The sequence below is a fragment of the Kitasatospora sp. NPDC094019 genome, assembly GCF_044764505.1.
Classification (GTDB): domain Bacteria; phylum Actinomycetota; class Actinomycetes; order Streptomycetales; family Streptomycetaceae; genus Kitasatospora.
This window is the reverse complement of the sequence record NZ_JBIWIF010000002.1, coordinates 180539-203627: the sequence shown is the minus strand read 5'-3', so window position 1 is coordinate 203627 and position 23089 is coordinate 180539. Positions and strand designations below refer to the sequence as shown.

General features: G+C 74.6%; 16 protein-coding genes. 4 read left to right on the top strand and 12 right to left on the bottom strand.

Annotation, left to right across the window (positions count from 1 at the left end; all coding sequences use genetic code 11):
* The first annotated feature begins 83 nt into the window (after positions 1 to 83).
* Positions 84 to 1469, top strand: coding sequence for a hypothetical protein (locus ACIQ9P_RS05970; RefSeq protein WP_402350374.1), 1386 nt, complete (start codon positions 84 to 86; stop codon positions 1467 to 1469).
* A 67-nt stretch (positions 1470 to 1536) separates the two neighbouring features.
* On the opposite strand, the gene ACIQ9P_RS05965 is transcribed toward ACIQ9P_RS05970, so the two are convergent.
* From ACIQ9P_RS05965 to ACIQ9P_RS05920, 10 genes are all read right to left on the bottom strand, one after another.
* The gene (locus ACIQ9P_RS05965) at positions 1537 to 2670 is read right to left on the bottom strand and encodes an aminotransferase class I/II-fold pyridoxal phosphate-dependent enzyme (RefSeq protein WP_402350371.1); all 1134 of its coding nucleotides are present in this window, start codon (positions 2668 to 2670) and stop codon (positions 1537 to 1539) included.
* A gap of 25 nt (positions 2671 to 2695) precedes the next feature.
* Complete coding sequence (locus tag ACIQ9P_RS05960) at positions 2696 to 3394, bottom strand: transcriptional regulator (RefSeq protein WP_402350368.1); 699 nt, start codon at positions 3392 to 3394, stop codon at positions 2696 to 2698.
* 149 nt (positions 3395 to 3543) lie between these two features.
* Positions 3544 to 5211, bottom strand: coding sequence for a beta-propeller fold lactonase family protein (locus ACIQ9P_RS05955; RefSeq protein WP_402350365.1), 1668 nt, complete (start codon positions 5209 to 5211; stop codon positions 3544 to 3546).
* A gap of 309 nt (positions 5212 to 5520) precedes the next feature.
* Entirely contained in the window at positions 5521 to 6795 is a 1275-nt protein-coding gene (locus tag ACIQ9P_RS05950) for a hypothetical protein (RefSeq protein WP_402350362.1), read from the bottom strand.
* 16 nt (positions 6796 to 6811) lie between these two features.
* Positions 6812 to 11764 carry a hypothetical protein gene (locus ACIQ9P_RS05945; RefSeq protein WP_402350359.1) on the bottom strand — a complete coding sequence of 1651 codons (4953 nt, stop codon included), beginning with the start codon at positions 11762 to 11764 and terminating at the stop codon, positions 6812 to 6814.
* Entirely contained in the window at positions 11761 to 13884 is a 2124-nt protein-coding gene (locus tag ACIQ9P_RS05940; RefSeq protein WP_402350356.1) for a CHAT domain-containing protein, read from the bottom strand. Before ACIQ9P_RS05940 ends, ACIQ9P_RS05945 begins: the two co-directional genes overlap by 4 nt.
* 5 nt (positions 13885 to 13889) lie before the next feature.
* On the bottom strand, positions 13890 to 14474 hold the full coding sequence (locus tag ACIQ9P_RS05935; RefSeq protein ID WP_402350353.1) for a hypothetical protein: 585 nt from the start codon (positions 14472 to 14474) through the stop codon (positions 13890 to 13892).
* A gap of 184 nt (positions 14475 to 14658) precedes the next feature.
* Positions 14659 to 15435 carry an SAM-dependent methyltransferase gene (locus ACIQ9P_RS05930; RefSeq protein WP_402351458.1) on the bottom strand — a complete coding sequence of 259 codons (777 nt, stop codon included), beginning with the start codon at positions 15433 to 15435 and terminating at the stop codon, positions 14659 to 14661.
* Between the two features lie 214 nt (positions 15436 to 15649).
* A complete protein-coding gene (locus tag ACIQ9P_RS05925; RefSeq protein WP_402350350.1) occupies positions 15650 to 16111 on the bottom strand; it encodes a hypothetical protein in 462 nt (153 codons plus the stop codon).
* Complete coding sequence (locus ACIQ9P_RS05920) at positions 16108 to 18057, bottom strand: hypothetical protein (RefSeq protein WP_402350347.1); 1950 nt, start codon at positions 18055 to 18057, stop codon at positions 16108 to 16110. Before ACIQ9P_RS05920 ends, ACIQ9P_RS05925 begins: the two co-directional genes overlap by 4 nt.
* Positions 18058 to 18431: 374 nt before the next feature.
* On the opposite strand from ACIQ9P_RS05920, the gene ACIQ9P_RS05915 reads away from it, so the two are divergent.
* Together ACIQ9P_RS05915 and ACIQ9P_RS05910 are read left to right on the top strand one after the other, a co-directional pair.
* Complete coding sequence (locus ACIQ9P_RS05915; protein WP_402350344.1) at positions 18432 to 18911, top strand: RrF2 family transcriptional regulator; 480 nt, start codon at positions 18432 to 18434, stop codon at positions 18909 to 18911.
* Positions 18912 to 19072: 161 nt separating this feature from the next.
* Positions 19073 to 20287 carry a globin domain-containing protein gene (locus ACIQ9P_RS05910; RefSeq protein ID WP_402350341.1) on the top strand — a complete coding sequence of 405 codons (1215 nt, stop codon included), beginning with the start codon at positions 19073 to 19075 and terminating at the stop codon, positions 20285 to 20287.
* A 127-nt stretch (positions 20288 to 20414) separates the two neighbouring features.
* Here the strand turns inward: ACIQ9P_RS05910 and ddaH are convergent, their stop codons facing one another.
* On the bottom strand, positions 20415 to 21239 hold the full coding sequence (gene ddaH / locus ACIQ9P_RS05905; protein WP_402350338.1) for a dimethylargininase: 825 nt from the start codon (positions 21237 to 21239) through the stop codon (positions 20415 to 20417).
* A 420-nt stretch (positions 21240 to 21659) separates the two neighbouring features.
* Here ddaH and ACIQ9P_RS05900 point away from each other — a divergent pair, with 420 nt between their 5' ends.
* A complete protein-coding gene (locus tag ACIQ9P_RS05900) occupies positions 21660 to 22442 on the top strand; it encodes an SGNH/GDSL hydrolase family protein (RefSeq protein WP_402350335.1) in 783 nt (260 codons plus the stop codon).
* Positions 22443 to 22449: 7 nt separating this feature from the next.
* On the opposite strand, the gene ACIQ9P_RS05895 is transcribed toward ACIQ9P_RS05900, so the two are convergent.
* On the bottom strand, positions 22450 to 22878 hold the full coding sequence (locus tag ACIQ9P_RS05895; protein ID WP_402350332.1) for a DUF2809 domain-containing protein: 429 nt from the start codon (positions 22876 to 22878) through the stop codon (positions 22450 to 22452).
* Between the last annotated feature and the right edge of the window lie 211 nt (positions 22879 to 23089).

Below are 23089 nucleotides of genomic sequence, written 5' to 3'. Positions count from 1 at the left end.
GAGCGGGTCTAGTCTCTTGGCGAACACGACGGGACGGGCCAGGGGGGAACCGGGCCCGCCCGTCCTCGATCGAGGGGCTCGTCATGCCGCATCCCAAGGACCAGTACCTGCCCGGGGACAACCCGCCCGACCTGGTGGGCCAGGTCGACAAGCGGATCCGCTCCTGTCCGGACGGCAGCCGCCTCCCGGACCCGGCCGACCTCTTCAACCCCCTGGTGGCCGCTCTCAACGCTGCGGTTCCGGCCGCCCTCCCGGCCAACCCGCACGCGCTCGCCAACGACACCCAGGTGTTCCAGGAGACCGTCCGGTTCTTCCTGGCCCACGAACTGGCCAGCACCCACGACCTGATGATCCTGCACTCGAAGCTCGCCGGCTGCGCGGTGTCCGTCGTCGACCAGCACGACCCGCTCTACGGGAACCACACCCCCGTCCAGCTCCAGCTGCTGCTGGAGGGCCAGCTCGACGGGATCGCGCAGCAGGTGGTCGACGGCTGGTACAACGCCGGGCACGGGGCGCTGCGCCGCCGGCCGAGCGCCGACATCGTGACCCTGTTCCACCGCTTCGGGACACTGGCGCGGTTCGCCGACCCGATGAACCAGGACGCCCTGGGCACCGCCTACCTCGCGGCGCACCCCGTCGCGCCCGGGTTCAAGGCCGTCCTGACCGAGCAGCTGCGGGGCTCGCTCGAACAGACCCTGCGCAAGCTCCCCGCCGTGGTGGCGGCCCTGAAGGGGGCCTCGACCGTCCCGCTGCGCGGCGGGGTCGATCCCCGCTGGGCGACGGCTCCCCTGGTCGAGGCGGACCACTCCGAGCACGACACGGTCAGAACCGGCCTGTTGGTGGACAAGGCCCTGCCGAAGAGCGTGGAAACTATCAAGAAGGCCCTGACGGCCCTGAGCAACGTGATCTCGCCCGGCGTCCAGCAGCAACTGCCACTGCCCAGGTTCACCGTGGTGAAGACCAGCGGCACGGACCTGAACGTACGGGCCTTCACCAGCGCCGGGGGCATCAACATCACGATCGGGGAGACGGACGAACCGGACGTGGTCGCCCACGAGGTCGGCCACGTGATCGAGAACGTCCTGCCGATCGGCTGCTGGCTCGACCTCGTCCGGCTGCTGCACGCCCGCCACACCGCCGCGGGCGGCGGTACCCTGCTGCCGATCTACCCCGGGCACGCGGACCCCGAGGTGGCGAAGGAGTGCGCGTACCGGGCGGTGATGCCGGTCTCGCCCCCGCGCTCGGCCACCAGCGGCAGCTACGCGGCCAAGGTCTACGGGGGCGAGAGCGCCACCGAACTGCTGTCGACCACGCTCGAACTCCTGGTCACCGCGAAGGGCACCGAGACGCTGCTGATCAAGGACCCGCAGCTGCTTGCCGTCGTGCTGCGCTGGCTGCTCGGCCCGGTCGGCATCCAGGCGGCGGGCAACACCCTGATGCTCTCCTGGGTCCTGCCCTCTCCGCTGTGACCGTGCCGGGGCGGCGGTCCGGACGGTCCGCCCCGCCGCCCCGCGGCGCACGGTGCAGGGCGTCCGCTCAGTGCCGGCCCTTCAGCCAGTCGGCGAAGGCGTCGATCGCGGGGGCCGGGTCGCGGCGGCCGAGGCCGATCCGGAACCGGTCGGCGGGCGTCGGGGTCAGCTCCGAGCCGAAGATCGAGGCCGGCAGCAGCAGGACGCCGGCCTCTTCGACCAGCCCGGCGCAGAACGCCTCGACGCCGTCCGCGCCCAGGTAACGCGGGTACGCGACGCAGCCGCCGTCCGGGGCACGCCACTCGAACAGGTCGTCGAAGCGGGCGAAGAACTCGTCGAACAGCGGCAGATTCGCCGCGATGATCGCCCGGTTGCGGGCCAGGATCGGCTCCCGCGCCTTGATCGCGATCCTGGCGAGGATCTCGCTCGGAGCGGCGTTGCAGATGGTGGTGTAGTGCTTGGCGCGCTCCAGTTGTCCGCGCAACTCCCGGTCGCGGCAGGTGATCCAGCCGATCCGCAGACCGGGCAGGCCGAGCGACTTGGACGTGACGTTCAGCGAGAGGGCGCGTTCGGACAGGTCGGCGGCCTGGGGCAGCGTGCGGGCCGGGTCGCGCTCCAGGCCCCGGTAGACCTCGTCGCTGAAGAGGTGGATGCCGCGCTCGTCGCAGATCTCGGCCAGCCGGACGAAGTCGGCGGCGTCGATCACCGCCCCGGTGGGGTTGTTGGGGAAGTTGACGGACACCACCCGGGTGTTGGGGCGCAGCGCGGCGGTGAGTTCGTCGAGGTCGAGCGCCCAGTCGCGGCCGGGGTCGAGCGCGACGCCGGTGACCTCGCAGAGGGACAGCGGAACGGTCTCGGCGGACTGGTAGTTCGGCGTGAGCACCACGGCGTGGTCCTCGGGGCCGAGCAGTACCTGCATCGCCAGGTTGAGCCCCTCCTGCGCGCCGCCGAAGCAGATCACGTCATCGGCGTCGGCCCGCTCGTAGAGTCCGGCGATCGCCTCGCGCAGGGCGGGGTCGCCGAAGGTCTCGGTGTAGCCGAGCGCGAGGGTGTCCCAGGCGTGGCGGTCCTCCGGGTCGGCGAGGGCGAGCAGTTCGGACATCGCCATGGTCTGCGCGTCGGAGGCCGTGAGGTGGTGGCGGGCGGTGAACTCCCAGCGGGAGAAGTACGTCTCCAGGCGGAAGTCGGGGAGCCGGGTCATGGCGGGTCTCCTTGGTCGGTGCGGGTCAGCTGCCGGGGCGGGCGGACGGACCCGGCGGTTCGGGGGTACCGGCCGTCCTGGGTGTATCGGCCGCCCCGGGGGTCTCGCGCAGTTCGGCGAGCAGGGTGTAGACGGTCGAGCGGGACACCTCCAGTGCCCGGGCGACGGCCGGGATCGCGCGCCGGACGGCGAGCACCCCGGCCCGGTCGAGCTCGCGGAGCACGGCCAGCCGGTCCTCGCGCCCGAGCGACTTCAGGGGCCGGCCGTGGGCGCGTACGTAACCGCCGACGACCTCGTTCAGCCGTTCCGTCCAGTCCTGCTCGAAGAGCGGCTCGGGGCGCGGCGCGGTCGGCGCGGCGAAGGCGGCGAGCAGGGCGGCGGCGTGTTCGAGCGGGCCCCGGTCGAGGTTGACGCACAGGACGGCGGCGGGCCGGCCGTCCTCGTCGCGCAGCACCGCGCTGACGGAGGAGAGCCGTCGGCCGTCGGGCAGCAGCTTCGGGTAGGGGCCGTAGACGTCGGGGGCGGCCTGGTCCAGCGCGTCCAGCTCACCGAGCAGCGAGGGGTCGCCCGGCCCGCGTCCGCCCATCGGGTTCCAGATGGCGAGGACCTCGTCACGTGCCGCGTCGTGCAGCACCACCTCGGCGTAGGGCCCGAGCAGCAGGGCCACCGCCTGGCAGACGGGGGCCCAGGCGCGCAGGCGCGGGTCCGGGGTCTCGGTGGTCATGATCTGGACTGTACGTCCAGACTGGATGTTTCGTCCAGGACGGGTCACGGAACGGGCCCGCCCCCCGGGTGAGGAACCCCGGGGGCGGGCCCGTCCGCGTCAGGTGCGACCGGGGCCGATCAGGCCGGACCCGTTCCGATCGGGCCTGCTCAGCTGCAGGTGATCTGGATCAGCGCCACCTTGCAGGTGCGGGTCGCCGAGTCGTTGCCGGGCACCGGGTCGGCCGGGGTGCCCGCCGTCCGGGCGGTGGTGACGGCGAAGGTACGGCCGAGGTCGAGCAGGCCGGCCTGCACGGTGAAGTGCCGCGTGGCGCCCGCGCCGACGGCCAGCGGCCCGGCGATGGCGCAGGTCAGCCGGCCGGCCGCGATGGTGCAGTCGCTGCTGGTGGCGATCATGCCGGCCGGCAGCGCGGCCGTGACGGTGACCGCGGTCACCGGGTCGGGGCCCCGGCCGGTCACGGTCAGCGTGTAGTCGACCCGGCCGCCGAACAGGGCGGACACCGGCGAGGCGGCGAGCGTGACGGCGGCGTCGGCGGTCGGCGCGACGTAGCCGAACCGGTCGGCGGCCACGACGGCGCTGGTGCCGCCCGCCGTGGTGACCCGGACGTCGACCGTCCCGGAGACCGGCGAGGCCGGCGCGGTGGCGGTGCAGGAGGTCGCGGTGCAGGAGAAGGACGCGGCGTTGTGCCCGCCGAAGCTCACCGCGGTCGCGCCGGCCAGGTCGGTGCCGGTCACGGTGACCGCCGTACCGCCGGCCTGCGGGCCCGTGGCCGGGCTGACGCCCGTGACCACCGGCGCGGGCGGCGGGATGTCGAGCACGCTGACGGCGGCCCCGTCGAAGTCGGCCACGTACCCGTGCCGGCCGTCGGCCGTGATCGCCAGGCCGAACGGGCTCGCGCCGACCTGGACGGTGCCGGTGACGGTCCCGGTGGCGGCGTCGATCGCGGTGACCGTGTTGTCCGCGTAGTTGCTCGCGTAGACGGCCCGGCCGTCGGGGGCGGCGGCCACCGCGTACGGGTTGGTGCCGACCTGGACCGTCGCGGTGACGGTCCGGTGCGCGGTGTCCACCACACTGACGGTGGAGTCGCCGCCGTTGCCGGTCCACAGCCGGGAGCCGTCGGGGGCGAGCGCCAGGCCGAACACACCGTGGCCCACCGGTATCGAGGCACCGACGGTGGCGGTGGCCGTGTCGATCACGTCGATCCGCTGGTCACCGGAGGCGGCGACGTACACGGACCCGCCGTCCGGGGCGACGGCCACACCGTGCGGCTCGGCGCCGACCGGGACGGTCGCGGTGACCGTGGCGCTCGCGGTGTCCAGCACGCTGACCGTGCCGGCCTCGGCGTTGGTCACGTACGCGTGGGCACCGTCGGGGGCGACCGCCACACCGAAGGCCCCGGCGCCGACCGCGACGGTGGCGGCGACCGCGCCGGTGGCGGTGTCGACCACACTGACCGTGCCGTCGAGGTGGTGGGTGAGGTAGGCGCGCCGACCGTCGGGCGCGACCGCGACGGCGTAGGAGCCGGTACCGGCGGTGAAGCTGCCGGCGACCGTTCCGGTGGCGGTGGACAGGACGGTGACCGTGCCACTGCTCTGACTGGTCACATAGGCCCGGGCACCGTCCGGGGCGAGCGCGACGCCCGCCGGGTACGGGGCGACGGTCACGGTGGCCGCCACCGCGGGCGGCAGCCCGGCGGCCGCGGCGACGCCCGCGGTGTCGGCGGACGCGGCGCCGGGCTGGGACAGCAGGGCGGCCGTGGCCGCGCCGACGGCGGCTACCGCCGTCCAGAATCGGCGCGGGGACGGGCGTGTTGTCACGGGATCTCCAGACTCGTCGGAACCGTCGGAACCGGACGCTTCACGGCCGCACCGGGCCTTCCGGGCGACCCGGGGGGACCGTCCGGATCGCCCGAAGCGTAGAAGGTCGATTGACGAAGCGTCAGGAGATGACCGGGATTGTTGCCAACCGTTCAAGTCTGTTCAATTGGTCACCATTCGAACCGTCCCGACGAATCGGCCCGGGTGCCGCCCCCACCGGCCGGACGACACCGGGGTGATGCGTCGACGAAGCGCCTCACCGACGAAGCACCGAACCGCAGAACCGACGGACCCGGCCCCCGACGCGCCTCACCAGGAGTCGAACAACGCCTCCAGGCGGACCGCGGCCCGGGCGCCCTGCTTCCGCGGAGCGTCGTCGGGTGTCGGGACGCGCTCCTCGGGGCCCCGGATGCCCCGCCTCCGGTACTTGGCGGCCACGTCGTGGACGCGGGCGGTGAGGGCGGTGACGACGGTGGTCCAGCGGTCGGGGTCGCGGTGGAACGCCAGGGCGGCCGCCGGGACGAGCAGCCGGGCGCCCGCCTCGCCTCCCCGCGGGAGGGACGTACGGCGGAGCAGCGCGTCGGCCGTCCTGCGGAGCAGCGCGTCGGAGACGGCCGGGAACAGTCCGAGCAACGGCGTGCCACCCAGTCCGTCGAGCGGAGTCGTCAGGAGGGTGCGGACGGTGGGCCGCAGGGCGTCGGGCACGCGATGGTCCGCCGCCGCCTGCGCGTCCCAGTGGGCCCGCAGTTCGACGGCCGCCTCCTCGTGCCCGGCCTCGGCGAGGGTGTCCGCGACCAGGGCCACCCGGACCCTGGGCACCGGGTAGCGGTCGCTCGGCGGCCCGCCCGGGGTCAGCGCCACGAACTCGGCCAGCGTGAAGGCGAATCCGGAGCCCCCGCACAGCGTCCCGTAGAGGTCGGCGAACACCTCGGGCAGTCGGTCCGTCCACCAGTCGGCTCCGTCGGTGGTCCGCCGCAGCAGCGCGTTCAGCTCCCCGGTGAGCCCGAACGCGTCCAGCACGCAGTGGCCGACCTCGTGCGCGGTCAGCACGGTCTCCGGGAGGTGCCGGGACTGCACGAACGGCAGCCCGACCAGCGGAACCGGGAGCGCCCGCCGCAACTCGCCGACCTGCGCCCGTCGCCCGTCGGTCGCCAGCCGGGGCAGGGCGAACGGCACGGCGTGCGACGTGAGGTGGACGAGTGGGGGCTCCACCGCCGGTGGTTCCGCGCGGACCGCCGAGCGGGCGGCGGTGAGCGCGGGCAGGTAGCAGGACCACGCGAAGTCGTCGGCCAGTTCCAGGAATTCCGCCGTGGAGCCGTCCCAGCGCTGGGCCAGCGCGTCGCGCAGTCGGCACCAGACCTCCTGGAGCAGGGCCAGTTCGACGTCGGAGCGCCGCGGTTCGCCGTCCCGGACGCGGGTCAGCAGCGGGCGCAGCGCGGCGTCGAGCGCGCGGACCTGGGTGTGGTGCCGGGGGAACGGCGCGTCGGCGTCGGCGGTGAGGGCGAGCCAGTGGTCGAGGTCGGCGGCCAGCCCGTCGGCCCGGGCGAGCAGCGCGACGCGGCGGCGGCGGTCGGCGGGGGTCATGAGCGGCTCCGGGCGGTCACGCCGAGGCCCACAGGGGGACGAGGAGGTCGGTCGGCAGGGTGCTGAACAGCGCGGGGAGAGTGAGCATCGGCGGGCCCTCCGCCCTCACCTGGTCCCGGGTCAGTTCCTTGAGGGCGAGCGCGGGATGCACACCCTCGACCAGGCGCTCGACGAAGTGCCACCGCGCCAGCTCGCTGCCCGTCGCCGAGCGCGGGAACGGACCGATCGCCAGGACGGCCGACACCTCGCCGCGTGCGAGCAGTTCGGCGGCGAACAGGTTCCGCAGGAGCACCTGCCGCACGGCCTCGTGGTGGGTGCCGGGGTCCAGAGCCTCCAGCACCACCACCGGGTTGGGGCCGCTCCTGACGCCGAGGAACTCTCCCAGCCCGGCGGCGTTGCTGTCCTCGCGCGGGTCCCAGCGGATCCGGGGATCGGCCGCCTTCTCGTGGAAGGTGCCCTGGACGTGCACGAGCTGGGGGAGGCCGCGGCGATCGCCACGGCGGGTCGGATCGACCATCCGCACCGATCGGTGGTTCTCGTAGACGACGAGGAGGTGCGACATCGCCGACCGGCCGGTGAAGTGCTCGGAACTGCCGTCGGCCCGCCCCCGGGCGAGCACACCGACCCGGACCGGGCGGGGCGCGAGCCCCCACAGGTGTGCGACGAAGTCACGGAGGTCCGTGGGGGGGGTGCCGCCCGGCACGTCCTCGGCCAGGGCCCGCAGTCGGCCGAGCGCGGCGGCCTCCGTCGGATGGCCGGCGAGTCCCCGGTAGACGAACGTCCTGTCGCGCCGCAGCACCGGAATCGCCTCCGGGCTCACCACGGCCTCCCACGGTGCGGCCAGCAGGGCCTCCTGTCCGACGGCCGCTTCGAGTCGGAGGTCGAGCTCCCGGGGCTCGTTCGACTGCCCCGGCCCGGTCCGGCCGGGCAGGACCGTACCCACCAGGGCTCCGGCTTCCTCCACCCAGCCCGCCGGCGACCCGGAGAGCGCGGTGTGCAGCGCGTCCAGGCCACCGAGCCACTCCGGGGCCGCCGCGTGCCGCTGGGTCAGGCGTCGGCGGGCTCCCGGGCCGGTGGATTCGAGGAACTGGAGGGACAGGGAAGCGACTCGTCGCGAGAGGGGCATGCCGCCGTCCAGCTGGAGGACGTTCTCGTGCCACTCGACGGCCGGCTCCGGCTCGTCACTGCCGAGTCGGGTCGTCGGGCGGTAGCGCTCCTCGGGCGGGCGGCCCAACTCCTCGTAGACCTCCAGGGACCGCCGGGCCAGGCGCTGGACCTCGGGACGCGTTCCCCCGGACCAGGCGGCCGTCACCGCCACCGCCCCCGCGCACCGGGCCTTGGTGAGGCTCCCCGGGCGGCCCTTCAGCATCAGCCAGGCACGGACGGCCATGGTCCGGGCCCCGGTCCCACCGTCCTTCCACGGCCCGTGCAGGGCCTGCTCGGTCAGCACGGCCGCCGCCGCCTCCGGAAACGCGTCGTAGTCCCGGCGGAGAACGTCGGCGAGATCCTCCGGGACGTCTCCGGGGCGGCGGACCTCGGACACCGTGCGGTCGAGGTAGCGCAGCCAGACCGCGCTCTCCGTCCGGGCGAGCTCCTCGGCGCACGCGCGGGCCAGGTCCGACGCCTCCCGGGGCCGTCCGACGAGGCGCAGGAGTTCCGCGTAGGTGAGCCCGAGCGCCGCGGCATCGGCACTGTCGGTCCACCGCACGTCCGGGGTACAGAGCCCGGTCAGCCGTTCGGCGGTCTCCGGGAAGAGCCTCAGCCACCCGGGCACCCGGTCGAGGCGTTCCAGTGCGACGAGCCGGGCCTCCGCACGGCCCAGTGGGCCGAGGGCGTCGATCAGCTCACCGGCGAACGCCTCATGGTCCTGGGGACGGCCGTGGGCCAGCGCGCCGACCAGCCACCCCACCCGGAACGGCAGCGGGGCGGCGGCGAGGGGCTCGTCGGCGAACACCGACGGCTCCCCCGGGGCCTCCTCCGGCCACCACGCGAGTTCGGCGAGCAGGTCGGCGGCCGTACCGTCCGGTCCGGCGCCGGCCAGCCTCCGGGCGCGGAGGATCAGCAACCTCACCTCCTCCCGGTTGCCGCCGGCCGTGTCCAGCAGCTGGGCCGTCCGGAGCAGCAGGATCGCCAGGGGCGACGCCGGGAGCCTCTCGGCGGCCAGTTGCTCGGTCAGCGCGGTCACCTCGCGCACGGGCGCGCGAAGCATCACGTGGGCGGCGCCCCGCGCCAGCAGGCTCCCGGAGGCCCCTTCGAGGACCGCCGTCGCGCCGGGCGGAGACCATGCCGACGGGTCGGTGAGCGCCAGCACCTCGGCGGGGCGGTGGAGCCGCAGCGCCGCGAGCGCGGCCTGGTCCGTCGTCCGGAACCGAGCGGCGGGACCGAGCGAGGCGTGGGCCGCCAGCGCCTCGGTGGGACGGCCGACGGCGAGCAGCAGGCGCAGGTACAGCTCGGGATCGGACCGCGCGTCCAGCCGCGGCAGCCAGTGGGCCGCGTACCCGACCCAGCCCGCGTCCAGCAGACGGGCCACGTCGGCCCGGGTCTCGGCGGCGACCTCGCCCCCGGTGGGCCGCAGCACCCGGTCGGCCCGCTCGAAAGCCTGCTGGGCGAGGTCTCCCCGCCACGCGGCCAGGGCCACCGCACCGGTGAGACGGTGGTACTCGGCCACCGTCCCGGGGGCGGCGAGGTCGAGGTCGGCCGCCGCCGCGGCGAGACGGCGGCGGGCCCCGGCGAGGCGGTCGAGCCGGATCAGCTGGCGCGCGGCGGTCAGCTCGATCGCGCGCCGGACCTCCCGGCCGACCGGACCGGCGGAGATCGCGGCCTCCGTCTCCAGCAGCAGGTGGTGGTCGCCGCCCTCCGGAACCGCCCGGCAGACGATGAGCACCGCCCGCGCCAGCGCGTCCGGGGGAAGCGTCAGCTCACCGGCGCCGGCCAGCTGCAACACCTCTTCGGCCAACTGGACCAGCGATGGGTCCGGTTCACCGAAGCCGGGCTCGCCGACCAGCCGGGCCCACGCCTCCGCACCCCGCTGCTGGTCCCCGGAGAAGCGGTGGTAGTACTCCTCCACCGTCCAGCGGACCCACTCCGTGGAACCCTCCGCCGTCCTCGCCCGGTGGGCGAAGTACTCGGCGAGATCCCGGTCGAGGAGCTTCGACACCGGATGGTCGGCCAGCAGGGCGCGCAGCGGATCCCGCACGGTCCGGTCGATCACCAGGCCGTCCGGATCGCGCGGGTCGCGGCCGACCCAGACCGAGTCGCCGGCGTAGCGCGTGAGGGCCGCCCAGAGCTCCGGGAGTTCGTCGGCCTCGTCGGTGAAGCCGGGCTCCGCGCGCAGGAAGATCGGGAATCGCATGACCGGACGCTCGTCCCGGCCGGGATCGTCGGCGGTGCCGCTGCCCCGGATGCCCTGGCGCAGATGGGGGAGCATCACCTCCTGGACGATGCTCAGCGACAGACGCCTGGGGATCACCCCGTACCGCAGCAGCCAGCGGAGGCGGTCGTCGTGCACGCGTTCCAGGACCCGGTCGATCGCGTAGAGCAGGCCGGGGCCGGAGGCGGAGCGGATCTGTTCGGGCGTGAGGTCGGCGGCGAGGTCGGCGAAGAGGGCGAGGGTGTAGGGCAGGCCGTCGCCGCTCTCGGCGATCGCCCGGCGCAGCGCGGGGTCGTCGATCGACCGGACGTCGCGCAGGTACGCGTCGGCCTCCTCCGGGTCGAAGGGGTCGAGCCGCAGGGCACGGGCCCGGAGCGGGAGGGCCTCGGACAGGTCGTAGCGGCCGGAGACGACGATCCGCAGCTCGGGGACGCCGGCAAGGAGGCGTTCCAGGACGTTCGCCAGTCCGTCCAGCTGCGCCCCGTCCCGGAGCGTGACCTCCTCCAGGGTGTCCAGGACCAGGACGGCCCGGGCGCGCCGGCGGTCGAGCGTCTCGTGCAGGACGGCGATGAAGTCACCGACCGTCGTCACCTCGCCCTCGGCTCCGGTGCCCGGCCGTCCGAGGCCGGCGTCGGCGGCCCGGTCGCGGTTGCGCGGCAGCAGGGCGAGGTACTCGCGACGGGAGGCGAGGAGTTCGTCGAACGGCGTGTCGACCAGTTGCTCGTTGAGCTGCGCCGCGGCCTCCAGGACGAGCAGCCACGGATGGGTGACGGCCAGGGCGGGGTCGCAGTGGTCGAAGTCCAGGTACGCGCAGGGCACCGGGACCGGCAGCTGTTGGCAGTACCTGGCCATGAACCATCGCAGCAGCATCGACTTCCCGGAACCGCCGGTGGCCTGGAGGCGCAGCAGCCGGGGGTCGCGCTCGGCGAGCAGGGTCAGCAGCGGTTCGTCCGCCCGCGGGCGCCGGAAGTACCCGGCGGACTGGTGGTACGCCGGTCGCCACAGGGCGCGGGCCCTGATCCGGACGCGGGCCTCGGCGACCGTCCGGCCGATGGCGGGCTGGAGCAGCGGGGCGACCTGGGGGTCGGTGACGGCGTTGACGAGGTCCTGGCAGCGGGCGAGGTCCAGGCGCCGGTCGGCCTCGTCGAAGGCGGCGCGGAAGGTACCGGGGTCGAGCTCACCGGCGATCGCGAGGTGACGGAGCCACCCGGGTTCGTCGTCGCAGTCCGCGCTGTCCGCGGCCAGCCGAACGGCCAGACGCCGCAGCGCGGCCGGGGCCTCGGTGGCCGGTCCGGTACTGTCGCGCCACCACGAGTCCCAGCAGGCGAAGCGGAGCGTTTCGGCAATCCGGTAGCGGCCGGGACGGGCGGCCGGTTCCAGCAGGCCGTGGTCGAGCAGCTCGGTGACGGCGGGGCCGTCGGGCACCGTGCACAGGAGGGTGCGGTAGAGGTCCTCGGTGAAGTCGGGGACGACGCTGCAGTGCCGCAGGACCTCGCGCCAGCCGGGGCCGATCAGGTCGAGCAGGATCCGCTCCAGCGGGTCGCCCTGGTGGAGGCGCTCACCGAGTCCGTCGAACGGTGCGCCGGGGCGGTCGGTCATCGGGACCTCTGCTTCAACTCGAAAACGTTCATGCTGTCCCGGAGCAGAGCCGGCGTCAGTTGTCCGTGGTGGTTGGCAAGCAGGGTCATCAGCTTCTCCCAGCTGGACATGTGGCTGCTGGACACTCCCCGGGCCCGGCCGTAGTCGCCGATCACCTCCCCGACCTCGGCGGCGGCGAACGGCCCGAGGGTGATCCAGCGGGCGGTGTCCCGCAACGCGAACGGCAGTAGCTCCGCCTCGTCCTCGGAGACGACCAGGACGACCTTGGCCCTGGTGTCCGGCCGGGCCACGAGCGGTGCGATCAGGTGCGGGGCGAGCAGTTGCTGAACGGTCAGCTGCTCGACCTCCCGGGAACCGAGGCCCGCCAGGGCGAGGACCAGCCCGTTCTCCTCGCCGAGTTCGTGGAGCGCGTCCGCGAGGTGGTGCAGCGCGGTGTGCCGGCGGTCGGCGGTGCGGCCGACGCTGTTTCCGGGGACGGTCTCCTGCCAGACCAGATCGGCGCCGAGGGTGAGCCACGGCTGCTCGTCGTCGGTGGTCCAGCGGTCGTGCAGTTGAGCCAGCCGGTGTTCCAGAAGTCGGAGCGGGCGTGACTTGGCGTCGGCCTCGCGCAGGCCGTCGACGACGCAGTGCACGAGGTCGAGCCAGGTGGCGGTGCGGCCGAGGGTGCGCAGATCGGTCCAGAGGGTCAGTGCGCCGTTGCGGTACCAGGTGTGCAGCGCGGACCGGACCAGGGTGGCCTTGCCGGTGGCGGCGCCGCCCGTGACGACGGTGACCGGGGCGGCAGGTCCGGTCGGCGCGAACCCGTCGAACAGGGCGCGCCGTTCGGCGACCCGGTCGACGGCGTGCCGCAGGTTCCACCGCTCGTCGGCGAACCGCGCGTCGCTCTGCGCCGCCGGGCGCAGCGCCGGTGAACGGTGCAGCACGGCGTCCGGGTGGGTGCGGACGGCCAGCACCGGGCGGGCCCAGTCGACCCCGTCGAGGTCGGCGCGCAGCATCGCGTGGCGGGCCGCGAGAACGGCGCGGTCCACGGTCTCGGCCCGGCCGAGGGCGGCGTAGAACTCCTCGCTGAAGCACCCGGCCGGCGTCGAGCCGATGCCGCCGCTCATCCCGACCACGGCCGTGACACCGGCGCTCAGCAGCGCGGTGAGCAGCGACTCGGTGGCGCTCCCGGCGGTGTCGCAGGCGTTCAGCACGACCAGGCTCGGCACGTGGGCGGTGAGCAGTCCGTGGACGGTGGCGCCGGTGACGGCCCAGGGCTCCTGCCCGTGCGGGCGTACGGTGAGCGCGCCCGGGTCACCGCCGTCGCGCTCCTGGTGGCCGATGAAGTGCAGGACGTGCGGGGTGATGTCGCGCAGTGCGGTGGCGAGTTCGGCCGAGGTCGGGGTCCGCACCACCTCGATGTGCCATTCGCCGAACGGCACGGCCAGCCGGGCCCGGATCCGTCCGACCTCCTGGTCGGCGAGCAGTCGGGGATCGGTGTCGCCGATCACCACGAGCAGGCGCAGCGGCAGGTGGAGCGGGGGGAGCCAGGTGTCCGTGACGGCGGACGCGGGCCGCAGCAACCGGGTGAAGGTGCACCCGGGGCCGGGGCGGACGCAGAGCGGGGCCGCGTCCCCGGGGACGGCGACCAGCTCCCAGGGGAGGGTGCGCAGGCGTGGGCACAGGATGTCGAGCAGGGTGCGGGCGGGGCGGCCGTCGTCGTGGCACTTGCGGATCGCGTCGAGCCAGGGCTCCAGCAGGTCGGCCGCGCGGAGCGCGTCGCCGACCAACTCGGCGGCGGTGCGGACGGCTTCGGGCGTCGGGACGTCCTGGGCGAACAGCTCCTGGCAGGCGCGGAACTCCTCCTGGCCGAGGAATCCGACCGGGAGCGGGCGGCCGTGGTGGACGGCGCCGGGCGGGTCGTCGGCGCCGAGAGCGAGCAGGGTCGGATGGCCGCTGCCGTCGGCCGCCGGGGTGCCGATCCGGATCAGCGCGGTGTGGGGCGGGAGCCAGGCCGTGCCGTCGACGCCGGGGCCGGTCGCGCTTTCGGTACCGGCGTCATCGGGGCCGGGGCCGACCCCGCTCTCGGCACCGGGACCGGCGTTGTCGGAGCCGGGCGCGATCTCGGTATCGGTGTTCAACGCTGTCAGCCGGTCCGTCGCTCCGGCTGTGTGCGGTCCCGCAGGGTCCGGGCGAACTGCTCCAGCTCGGCCATGCTCCAGGCCCGCGGCGCACCGGCGAGCGGGCGGGCGCCGTACGTTCCGGGCGGCAGCTCGGCCGTCCGGTCCGCGTCGCCCCAGCCGCTCTCCGGGGCGGTCCCCTGCCCGTCCCGCTCGGCGGCGGCAGCGACCGAGATCGCGGCGAGGACCCCGTTGAGGACCTCGCTGTCGCCCCGGGCGGCCTCCACCGCCGCACCCTGCCGGCCCGCCTCCGCCCGCGCGGCCGCCGCGTCCTCCCGCGCCGCGTTCAGCGCGCCGCGCTGCACCGAGCCGCCGAAGGCGAGGCCGGCGGCGGCGAAGACGATCGCCTCCAGGCCGGAGAAGAGGAAGACCAGGCGGTCCCAGTTGGCATCACCGCGCTTGACCGCCAGGAAGATCATCATCGCCGCGTAGCCGACCAGGACCACGCAGATCAGCGCGTAGATCGTCCGGTGGATCGGCGGCGGGGACGAGGCGGCCGCCGGTTCGCCGGGGTCTCTGCCCGCTTCCGCCCTGGGCTCCGTACCCGACATTCCCACGCCCCCTCGATCCGCACACCGTCGTCCCCACGACGGCGTGCAGGCGAGTATGCCAGAGGCGACATGATCGTCTTCCCCCTTCCCCCGTAGTGGAGTTGGGAATCCGAAGGAGTCGGTCACAACCGACGGCGGATGTGCCAGGGGCCGGATCCGCCCCGCCCCGGGCGGTGCGCCGGGATCAGCGCTTGACCGCCACACCGCCGTACATCGCGATGTCCTGGTCCCGGATCGGCGCGGCGTCCGGGTCGGGGTGCCAGTGGTGGACCAGGGTGACCCCGGGGTCCAGCAGCTCGTAGCCGTCGAAGAAGGCCAGGGCCTCGGCCCGGTCGCGGATCTGCAGCGGGATGCCCCGGGCGTTGTACTCACGGCCCACCCCGCCGACGCCCACCGGATCGGTGTCCCCGGTGAAGACGGTCAGCGCGAGGAAGCTCCCCGGAGCCAGTCGGTCCATCAACCGCCGCACCAGGCCCTGCGGGTCGTCCGCGTCGAGGACGAAGTGCACGATCGCGATCAGCGACAGCGCGACCGGCCGGGACAGGTCGAGCACCTCGCGCAGCGCCGGCGAGTCCAGGATCGAATCGACGTCGCGCAGGTCGGCGTCCAGGTAGGCGGTACGGCCCTCCGGCGCGCTGGACATCAGCGCGCGGGCGTGGGTCAGCACGATCGGGTCGTTGTCGACGTACACCACCCTCGACTCCGGAGCCACCGCCTGGGCGATCTCGTGCACGTTCGGCGAGGTGGGGATACCCGTACCGACATCCAGGAACTGCCTCACCCCGTGCTTCTCGGCGAGGTGGCGCACCACCCGCTCCATGAAGGTCCGGGTCGTCCGCATCGAGGTGGGCAGCGCCGGCCACGCCTGCACCGAGGCGTGGGCGGCGACCCGGTCCGGCGCGAAGTTGGTCTTGCCGCCGATGAGGTAGTCGTACACCCGGGCCGAGTGCGGGACGTCCATCCGCAGGTCCACCCCCGTCCACGACTCCCGCCCCGACCCGCCCGGCCGGTCCCCCGACACCCAGTCAGCGCGCCCCATATCGCTCTCCCGCTCTTCCCCGTCGAACGTCCCGTCACCCCAACTGGACGGCGAACACGCCTTCGTGCGCACGGTAACCGACCGTACACCAGGCACCCGGGCGGCATCCGAACAGGTGGCGCGATCGGGCAGCGGCTCAGGTCTGTCCGAAGAGGGCGGCGAAGGCCGACTCCAGGCCGGTCACCGCGGCCGCCAGGAGGGCGACCGTGCGCAGGGCGTCGAGGACGGTGCTGACGCGGCGACGGAGGGGGCCTTCACGGGGTTCGGCGAGGGAGGTCTCGGTGAGGATGTCGGCGAGGGCGGCGTCCGCGTCGGCGGCGTCGGCTTCGGGGACGGCGCCCGGGTGTTCGGCGCGGAGGCGGCTGAGGGCGGCGCGCAGGGACTCGGCGGCCGCGCGCAGGGACTCGGGGCCGGGTGGGAGCGGTGGAGCCGCGCCCGGGCCGATGTGGACGGTCGAGCCCTGGCCGCCGGCGACCGGGCCGTGCACGGTGGAGCCGACCACCTGGATCCCGCCGGTGTTCCAGTTGGCCGCGGCGGGCGGGTGGTTCGCCTCCGGGTGTGCGTCCGGGGGTGCGTCCGCGTCCGGGTTCTCGGTCATGAGCTCTTCCCCTTCCCCTTGCCGATGTCGACCTTGGCCCCGGCACCGCCCGCGACCGGTCCGTGCACGGTCGAGCCGACCACCTGGACACCGCCGTTGTTGATGTTGGTGATGCTCTGCGACTGCTCCTCGAAGGCCGCGCTGTCGTAGCCGCGCGCCCTCAGTTCGGCCCCGACCGCGCTGAACACCCGTTCGGTCACGGTGCTCAGGAAGCGCTGGACGTCGTGCTCCTGGAAGATGTTCTGGTAGGTCGCGCCGGCGCCGAGTTCGCGAACGCTCGACCGGGGCGCGTAGTCGACGGCGTAACCGGCCCGGGTCAGGTGACGGTACCGGCGGGCGAGCCGGGCGGCCCGGCGGCGCGACTGCCAGATCTGTCCGAGCTGACCGACGGCGATCGCCGTGTCGCCGCCGAACCGGCGCGCTGACCAGCCGAGCGCGTTCATCGCGTGCATGAAGCCCGAGCGGTGGCCCAGCAGGTCGACCACGTGGTACTCCTGCGCCACCGGGCCGAGCACGTACGGCAGCCACTCCAGGTACAGCAGGCCGCCGCGGGTGCTGGCCCGGACCAGCACGGTGACCACGACCTCCTCCTGCCAGGAGCCGACCCGGATCGCCAGATAGTGCCGGAGCCGTTCGTGGCCGGACCGGCTCAGCAGGTCGGCCCAGGCCGGTTCGAGCAGGACCTGCTCCCCGGCCCGGCCGGACATCGCGCCCAGCCAGCTCGCCGGGGCGTCGTCGCGCAGGCTGGGGCGGAACACCCGGTCGGTGACGGAGAGTCCGCGCAGGGAGTCCTCCGGGTAGCGCGGGTCCTGGGCGAGCGCGCGGACCCGCGCCGCGACGGAACGGTAGAGCGTGGTGGTGTCGATCGGGTCCGGTGCCCGGCCCTGCGCGGCCCGTTCGGCGGAGGGGCGCAGCTCGAAGGTCATCCGCCAGATCCGACCCGCGTCACCGAGGCCGACCAGGGGGGCCTGACGTTGGTAGAGGAGTTCCGGCCCGGCCTGCTGCTCGCCCAGCCGCTCGTACACGGCGGCGGCCCTGGCGCCCCGGGGTTCCGGCGGTGGGACGGGGGTGGGGTCCATCCCGACGAGGGCGGACAGTCGCCGCCGCAGCCGGTAGCGCAGCCGGGCGGCGGCCAGCCAGAGCACGGCCAGTTCGACGAGCAGGCCGGCACCGACCGGGCCGAACAGGTCGGGAACGAACACCCGGTCCAGGTCGGAGCCCTCCAGCGGGCCGTAGAGGTAGGTGGCGGCCGCGACCACCAGGGCCAGGCCGGCCAGGATTCGGCCGACGCCGGCGACGGTCCCGCGCCAACCGGTGGCGCGCGGGGCGCGCGGGGTGATCATCAGCCGCTCGACCTCCAGGCCGAGTCGGTGGTCCATCCGGCGGGGGCCGAGGCCGCCGGCCAGGGTGAGCAGCAGGATCAGCACCAGGGCCGCGAGTCCGGCGCCGACGCCGAGCACCGGCAAGGATCCGAGGAGGACGAGAAGGCAGAACAGGCCCGTCCCGGCCTCCCAGCGGCGGGCGGTCAGGGCCTCGTGCAGTACCCGGACGAGATCGGTTCCGGGCGAGGGGGCGGGGATCCGGAAGGACTGTTCGACCAGTTCCTCGATCAGCGCGGCGCGGAAGCGGCGGTCCAGCCAGGCGGCGGCGCACAGGTAGCGGGTGGCGTCGCCGGGGACGGTGCCCGCCTGGTGGTGCAGGTTCTCGGGCGTCGCCGGGACGGCGGGGCCGGGGCCGGAGGCGGCGGCGGAGAAGGAGGCGGCACCGGGGACGGAGGAGGAGGCGGGACCCGGCACGGCGGCCGAGGTGAACGAGGGCCCGAGGTAGGTCGGCGTGTCGTACTGCTCCGGGGGCTCGTAAGGCTCCGGCGGTTCGTACCCGGCGGGCGGCTCGTACGTGGCGGGCGGCTCGGGCGGCCCGTACGTCCTGGGCCGCGCGGGCGGCACCGGCCTCGACGGGCGGACCGGCCCGGTCCGGATCGGCGGCGACGACGACGGCGGCGGCGGCGGTGACGGCGGTGCGGACGGCGGTGGATACCCCTGTGGCGGGGCGGGCGGACGCGGCGGCGGGTAGGGCGAGGGCGGAGGGTAGGTCGGTGGTGTCCGCGAGGGTTCCTGTGGCGGAGGTGGCGGTGGGGTGCCACTGTCCATACTGTCCCCATTCCCCAGGTCGAATTCCGGCGAACGAGCTTGGCCAGTAAAGCAGTTGACCTGCCCGACGGACAGCGCCCGGGAGGCTTCGGCGGGTAACGGTTCGGCTCCGTCGAGTGGCGTGTGCAGGAAATTGGAGTCTTGGAGTCGTATTCGCTAGCCTCTCGACCGTGAGGCTGACCAAGAGCACCGACATCGCCCTCCGCATCGCCATGCGGCTGGCCGTCCTCGACGAGGAGGCCAACCCGACCACCCGCGAGGTGGCCGACGCGGTCGGCGTGCCCTACACCCACGCCGCCAAGGTGGTCAGCCGACTGCAGCACCTCGGCGTGGTGGAGGCGCGGCGCGGGCGCGGCGGGGGCCTGTCCCTCACCGCGGCCGGCCGCACCGGCTCGCTCGGCCCACTGCTGCGCGAGCTGGAGGGAGTGGGCGACGTGGTCGGCTGCGAGGACGAACCACCGTGCCCGCTGCGGTCGGCCTGTCGGCTGCGCGGGGCGCTGCGCACCGCGCAGGAGGCGTTCTTCGCCGCCCTGGACCCGCTCTCGATCGGCGACCTGGTGGCCTCACCGACCGGGCCGGTCCTGCTCGAACTCACCCTGCGCCCGGGCCTCGGCGCGAGACCCGACGGTGGCGCCGGCCCCTCCGACTGACCGCACCGCCACCCCGCACCGACCCGTCACCGGCCTCGACGCACCACGCCGATCACGCCGGTCACGCCGCACCGACCGCACCAGGCCGGTCACGCCACGCCGGTCCGCGCATCCGCACGGGCTTTAATACGAGTTTCAGATACCAGTTTGGAGCACCTACGATGCTGTCCGCCAAGTCCGCCGAGGTCGTCGAAGCCACCCTGCCCGTCGTGGGCGGCGCGATCGGCGAGATCACGCCGCTGTTCTACGACCGGATGTTCGCCGCCCACCCGGAGCTGCTGCGCGACCTGTTCAACCGCGGCAACCAGTCCAACGGCAGCCAGCGGCAGGCGCTCGCGGGCTCGATAGCCGCCTTCGCGACCGCCCTGATCGCCACCCCGGACACCCGCCCGGACGCGCTGCTCGCCCGCATCGCGCACAAGCACGTCTCGGTCGGCATCAGCGACGAGCAGTACCGGATCGTCCACGAGCACCTGTTCGCCGCCATCGTGGAGGTGCTCGGCGAGGCCGTCACGCCGGAGGTCGCGGCCGCCTGGGACGAGGTCTACTGGCTGATGGCGAACGCCCTGATCGCCATCGAGACCAGGCTGCGCGCCGAGACCGCCGCCGCCCAGCACCTCGACCCCGCCGACCTCTGGCGCCCGTACACCCTGGTCGCCCGCTACCCGGAGACCGACGACGTCACCACCTACCTGGTCCGCCCGGCCGACGGCGGCCCGCTGCCGACCGCCCGGCCCGGCCAGTACCTCTCGGTTCGCGCCGAACTCCCCGACGGCGCCCGGCAGATCCGCCAGTACAGCCTCTCCGGCGTCGCGGACGGCGCGCTCCGGTTCACCGTCAAGCGGGCCACCGCCGAGGCCGCCGGCGGCCCGGCCGGCGAGGTCTCCAACCACCTGCACGAGCACCTGCGCGCCGGGGACGTCCTCGACATCGCCCCGCCCTTCGGCGACGTCGCGCTCGCCGACGGCGAGGGCCCGCTGCTGCTCGCCTCGGCCGGGATCGGCAACACCCCGATCACCGCGATGCTGGCCCACCTCGCCGCCACCGGCTCCACCCGCCGGGTCGTCACCGTGCACGGAGACCGCGACCAGCTGTCGCACGCCTTCCGGGCCGATCTCTCCCAGCTCACCGCCAAGCTGCCGGACGCCGCCGCCCACGTCTTCTACGAGCGGCCGCTCGGCGACTGGCCGGCCGGGCGGACCGGCCTGGTCGACCTGTCCACGGTCGACGTCCCCGAAGGCGCCACCGCCTACCTCTGCGGCCCGCTCCCCTTCCTGCGCTCGGTCCGGGCCCAGCTCCTCGCGGCGGGCGTCCGGGCCGCCGACATCCACTACGAGGTGTTCGGCCCCGACCTCTGGCTCGGCCAGGACGCCTGACCCCGGCGCCGTTCCCCGTTCCCCGCCCACCCGTGCGCGCCGCGCGGGCGGACGGGCGGACGACCCCGCACCCCGGCGAACGGCCCGGTGCGGCACCGGCACCGACCTCGGGCGGGTGCGCGGGCGCTCAGGGCCGGAGTTCGAGCGTGCAGCACTTGGGGCCGCCGCCGCCCTTGAGGAGTTCGGAGACGTCGACCGGTACCGGCTCGAAGCCCTCGTCGGCGAGCCGGGCCGCCAGCGCCTTCGCGGCCTCCGGCAGCAGCACCCGGCGGCCGTCGGACACGGCGTTCAGGCCGAACACCTCGGCGTCCTCCAGGTCGGCCAGGACGGCGTCCGGGTAGAGGCTGCGCAGCAGCGCCTGGCTGTCCGGGGTGAACGCCTCCGGGTAGTACATGACCTGGTCGTCGTCGAGGACGGCGAGCGCGGTGTCCAGGTGGTAGAAGCGCGGGTCCACCAGGGACAGGGTGAGCACCTGGCGGCCGAAGAGGTCCCGGACCTCGGCGTGCGCGGCCGGGTCGGTGCGGAAGCCGCTGCCGGCCAGCACCCGGCGTCCGGCCACCAGGTGATCGCCCTCGCCCTCGTTGACGTGCGCGGCGCGCCGTACCTCGCGGTAGCCGCCGGCCTCGAACCACGCCTGGTGGGCGTCGGACTCGCCGGCCCGCTCGGGGTGGCGGAAGCTCGCGACCAGCACCCGGCCGTCGAGCACGGTGGCGCCGTTGGCCGTGTAGACCATGTCCGGCAGACCGGGTACCGGGTCGATCAGCTCCACGGTGTGGCCGAGCTGTCCGTACAGCGCGTACAGCCGCTCCCACTGCCGGACGGCGAGCGCGGTGTCGGTCGGCTGCCCGGGGTCCATCCAGGGATTGATGGCGTACTCGACCGTGAAGTGCGTCGGCCGGCACATGAGGAAGCGTCGCGGCCTCGCGGCGCGCTCCGGGATTCGGTACGGCATGCGACGACCTCCGCGGTCTGGAACGGGACGGGGCGGGGAGGAACGAGGAGGGGCGGGGACGGAGCCGACGGGCCCCGGTACGGGGCACGGGCGCTGCCCGCCACCTACGTCCGTACGCTCCAGAGGGCGGCTGCCCCGGCCACGTCGTTCCCACACCCGGGCGGGCGCACCGGGTGGCGCAGTACCCCGCGCATCCGGTGCGCCCGCCCGCGCGCCCCTGGCGCACAAGGGCGCGCACGAGCCGTTCCGGAACGTCCGGGCCCTTCGTTCCGGCCCCCGCACGCCTCCCGCCCGGGGCCGTCCGCCCCATCCGCACCGGCCGTCCCGCCGGACCTTCCGACCGCACGTGGCCGATCTCACGTACCGCCACCGGCCACCTACGGTGGCGTAGGTCACTTGAGACAGTGAACTATCTCTTTCATGTCGCACCTCCAGGAGACTCTTGACCTCGATTCGTACGTCGCCCTCGGGGACAGCTTCACCGAGGGGCTGAACGACCCCGGCGCCGACGGCGCCTTCGCCGGCTGGGCGGACCGGCTGGCGGGGCTGCTCGCCGACGACCGGCCGCCGGGCGGCTTCCAGTACGCGAACCTCGCGGTGCGCGGCCGGCTGCTGGACCAGATCATGGCCGAGCAGGTGCCGGAGGTCCGCCGCGTCCAGCCCGACCTGGTCACCTTCTGCGCCGGCGGGAACGACATCCTGCGCCCGGGCAGCGACCCGGACGAGGTGGCCGAGCGCTTCGAGGCCGCCGTCGTCCAACTCGTCGAGGCGGCGGGCACGGTGCTCATCTGCACCGGCTTCGACACGCGCGGCGTGCCGCTGTTCAAGCACCTGCGCGGGAAGATCGCCACCTACAACGGCCACATGCGCGCCGTCGCCGACCGGCACGGCTGCAAGGTGGCCGACCTCTGGTCGCTGCGGGCCGTCCAGGACCGCCGGGCCTGGAGCGAGGACCGGCTGCACCTCTCCCCCGAGGGCCACCAGCGGGTCGCCCTGCTGGCCGCCCGCTCGCTGGGCCTGCGCACCGAGCAGGACCCGGAGGCCCCGTGGCCGTCCACCCCGGAGCTCTCCCCCGCCGAGCAGCGCCGGGAGAACCTCCAGTGGGCCCGCGAGTTCCTGCTGCCGTGGGTCGGCCGCCGGCTGCGCGGGGAGTCGTCCGGTGACAACGTCGAGGCCAAGCGCCCCGAACTGATGCCGCTCTGACGATACGTCAGCTGACGGATCGTCGGAGAGCGACCCGGCCGGCCGCCCTCGTGCCCGCGCGGACACCCGCGTGCGCGAGGGCGGCCAGGCCGGCGCCGACCAGGTACCAGAGCAGGTCCGGCGGGTTGAAGGTGGATCCGAGCACCAGCCGGGCGAGCGTGCTGCGCCGGGCCAGGTCGTCCGGGACGCCGGTGAGCTGGAACAGCTCGACCGCCCAGCTCGGAGCCGCCGCCCAGGCGGCCGCGACCGGCGGCCGCAGCCGGGGCGCGACCAGCACCGCGAGCGCGTACAGCAGCACGGTGTAGAGGGCGTCGCCCGCGTACTTGGCGACCTCGCCGCCCGCCACCGTCCGCGTCCCGAGCCCGGCGCCGACCGTCAGCACCGCCGCCGTGGCAGCCGCGCCCCTGACCGCCCACCGGCCCCGCAGATCGTCCATCCCCGCACCCTAGGGCCGGTCGGCCCCTCCCCCGACCACGGGCCGGCCTCGGACCACCGGCCGACCTCGGAGCACCTCGTGCGCCACCGCCCCGCCGGAGGCCGTCGCTCCACCGCGGGAACCGCGGCCGCCCCCGCAGCGTCCCTCCCTGCCGGAGCACCGGACGGGCGGACCGGTAGCCTGCTGGCCGGCCCGTTCCCGGGCCGGGTCC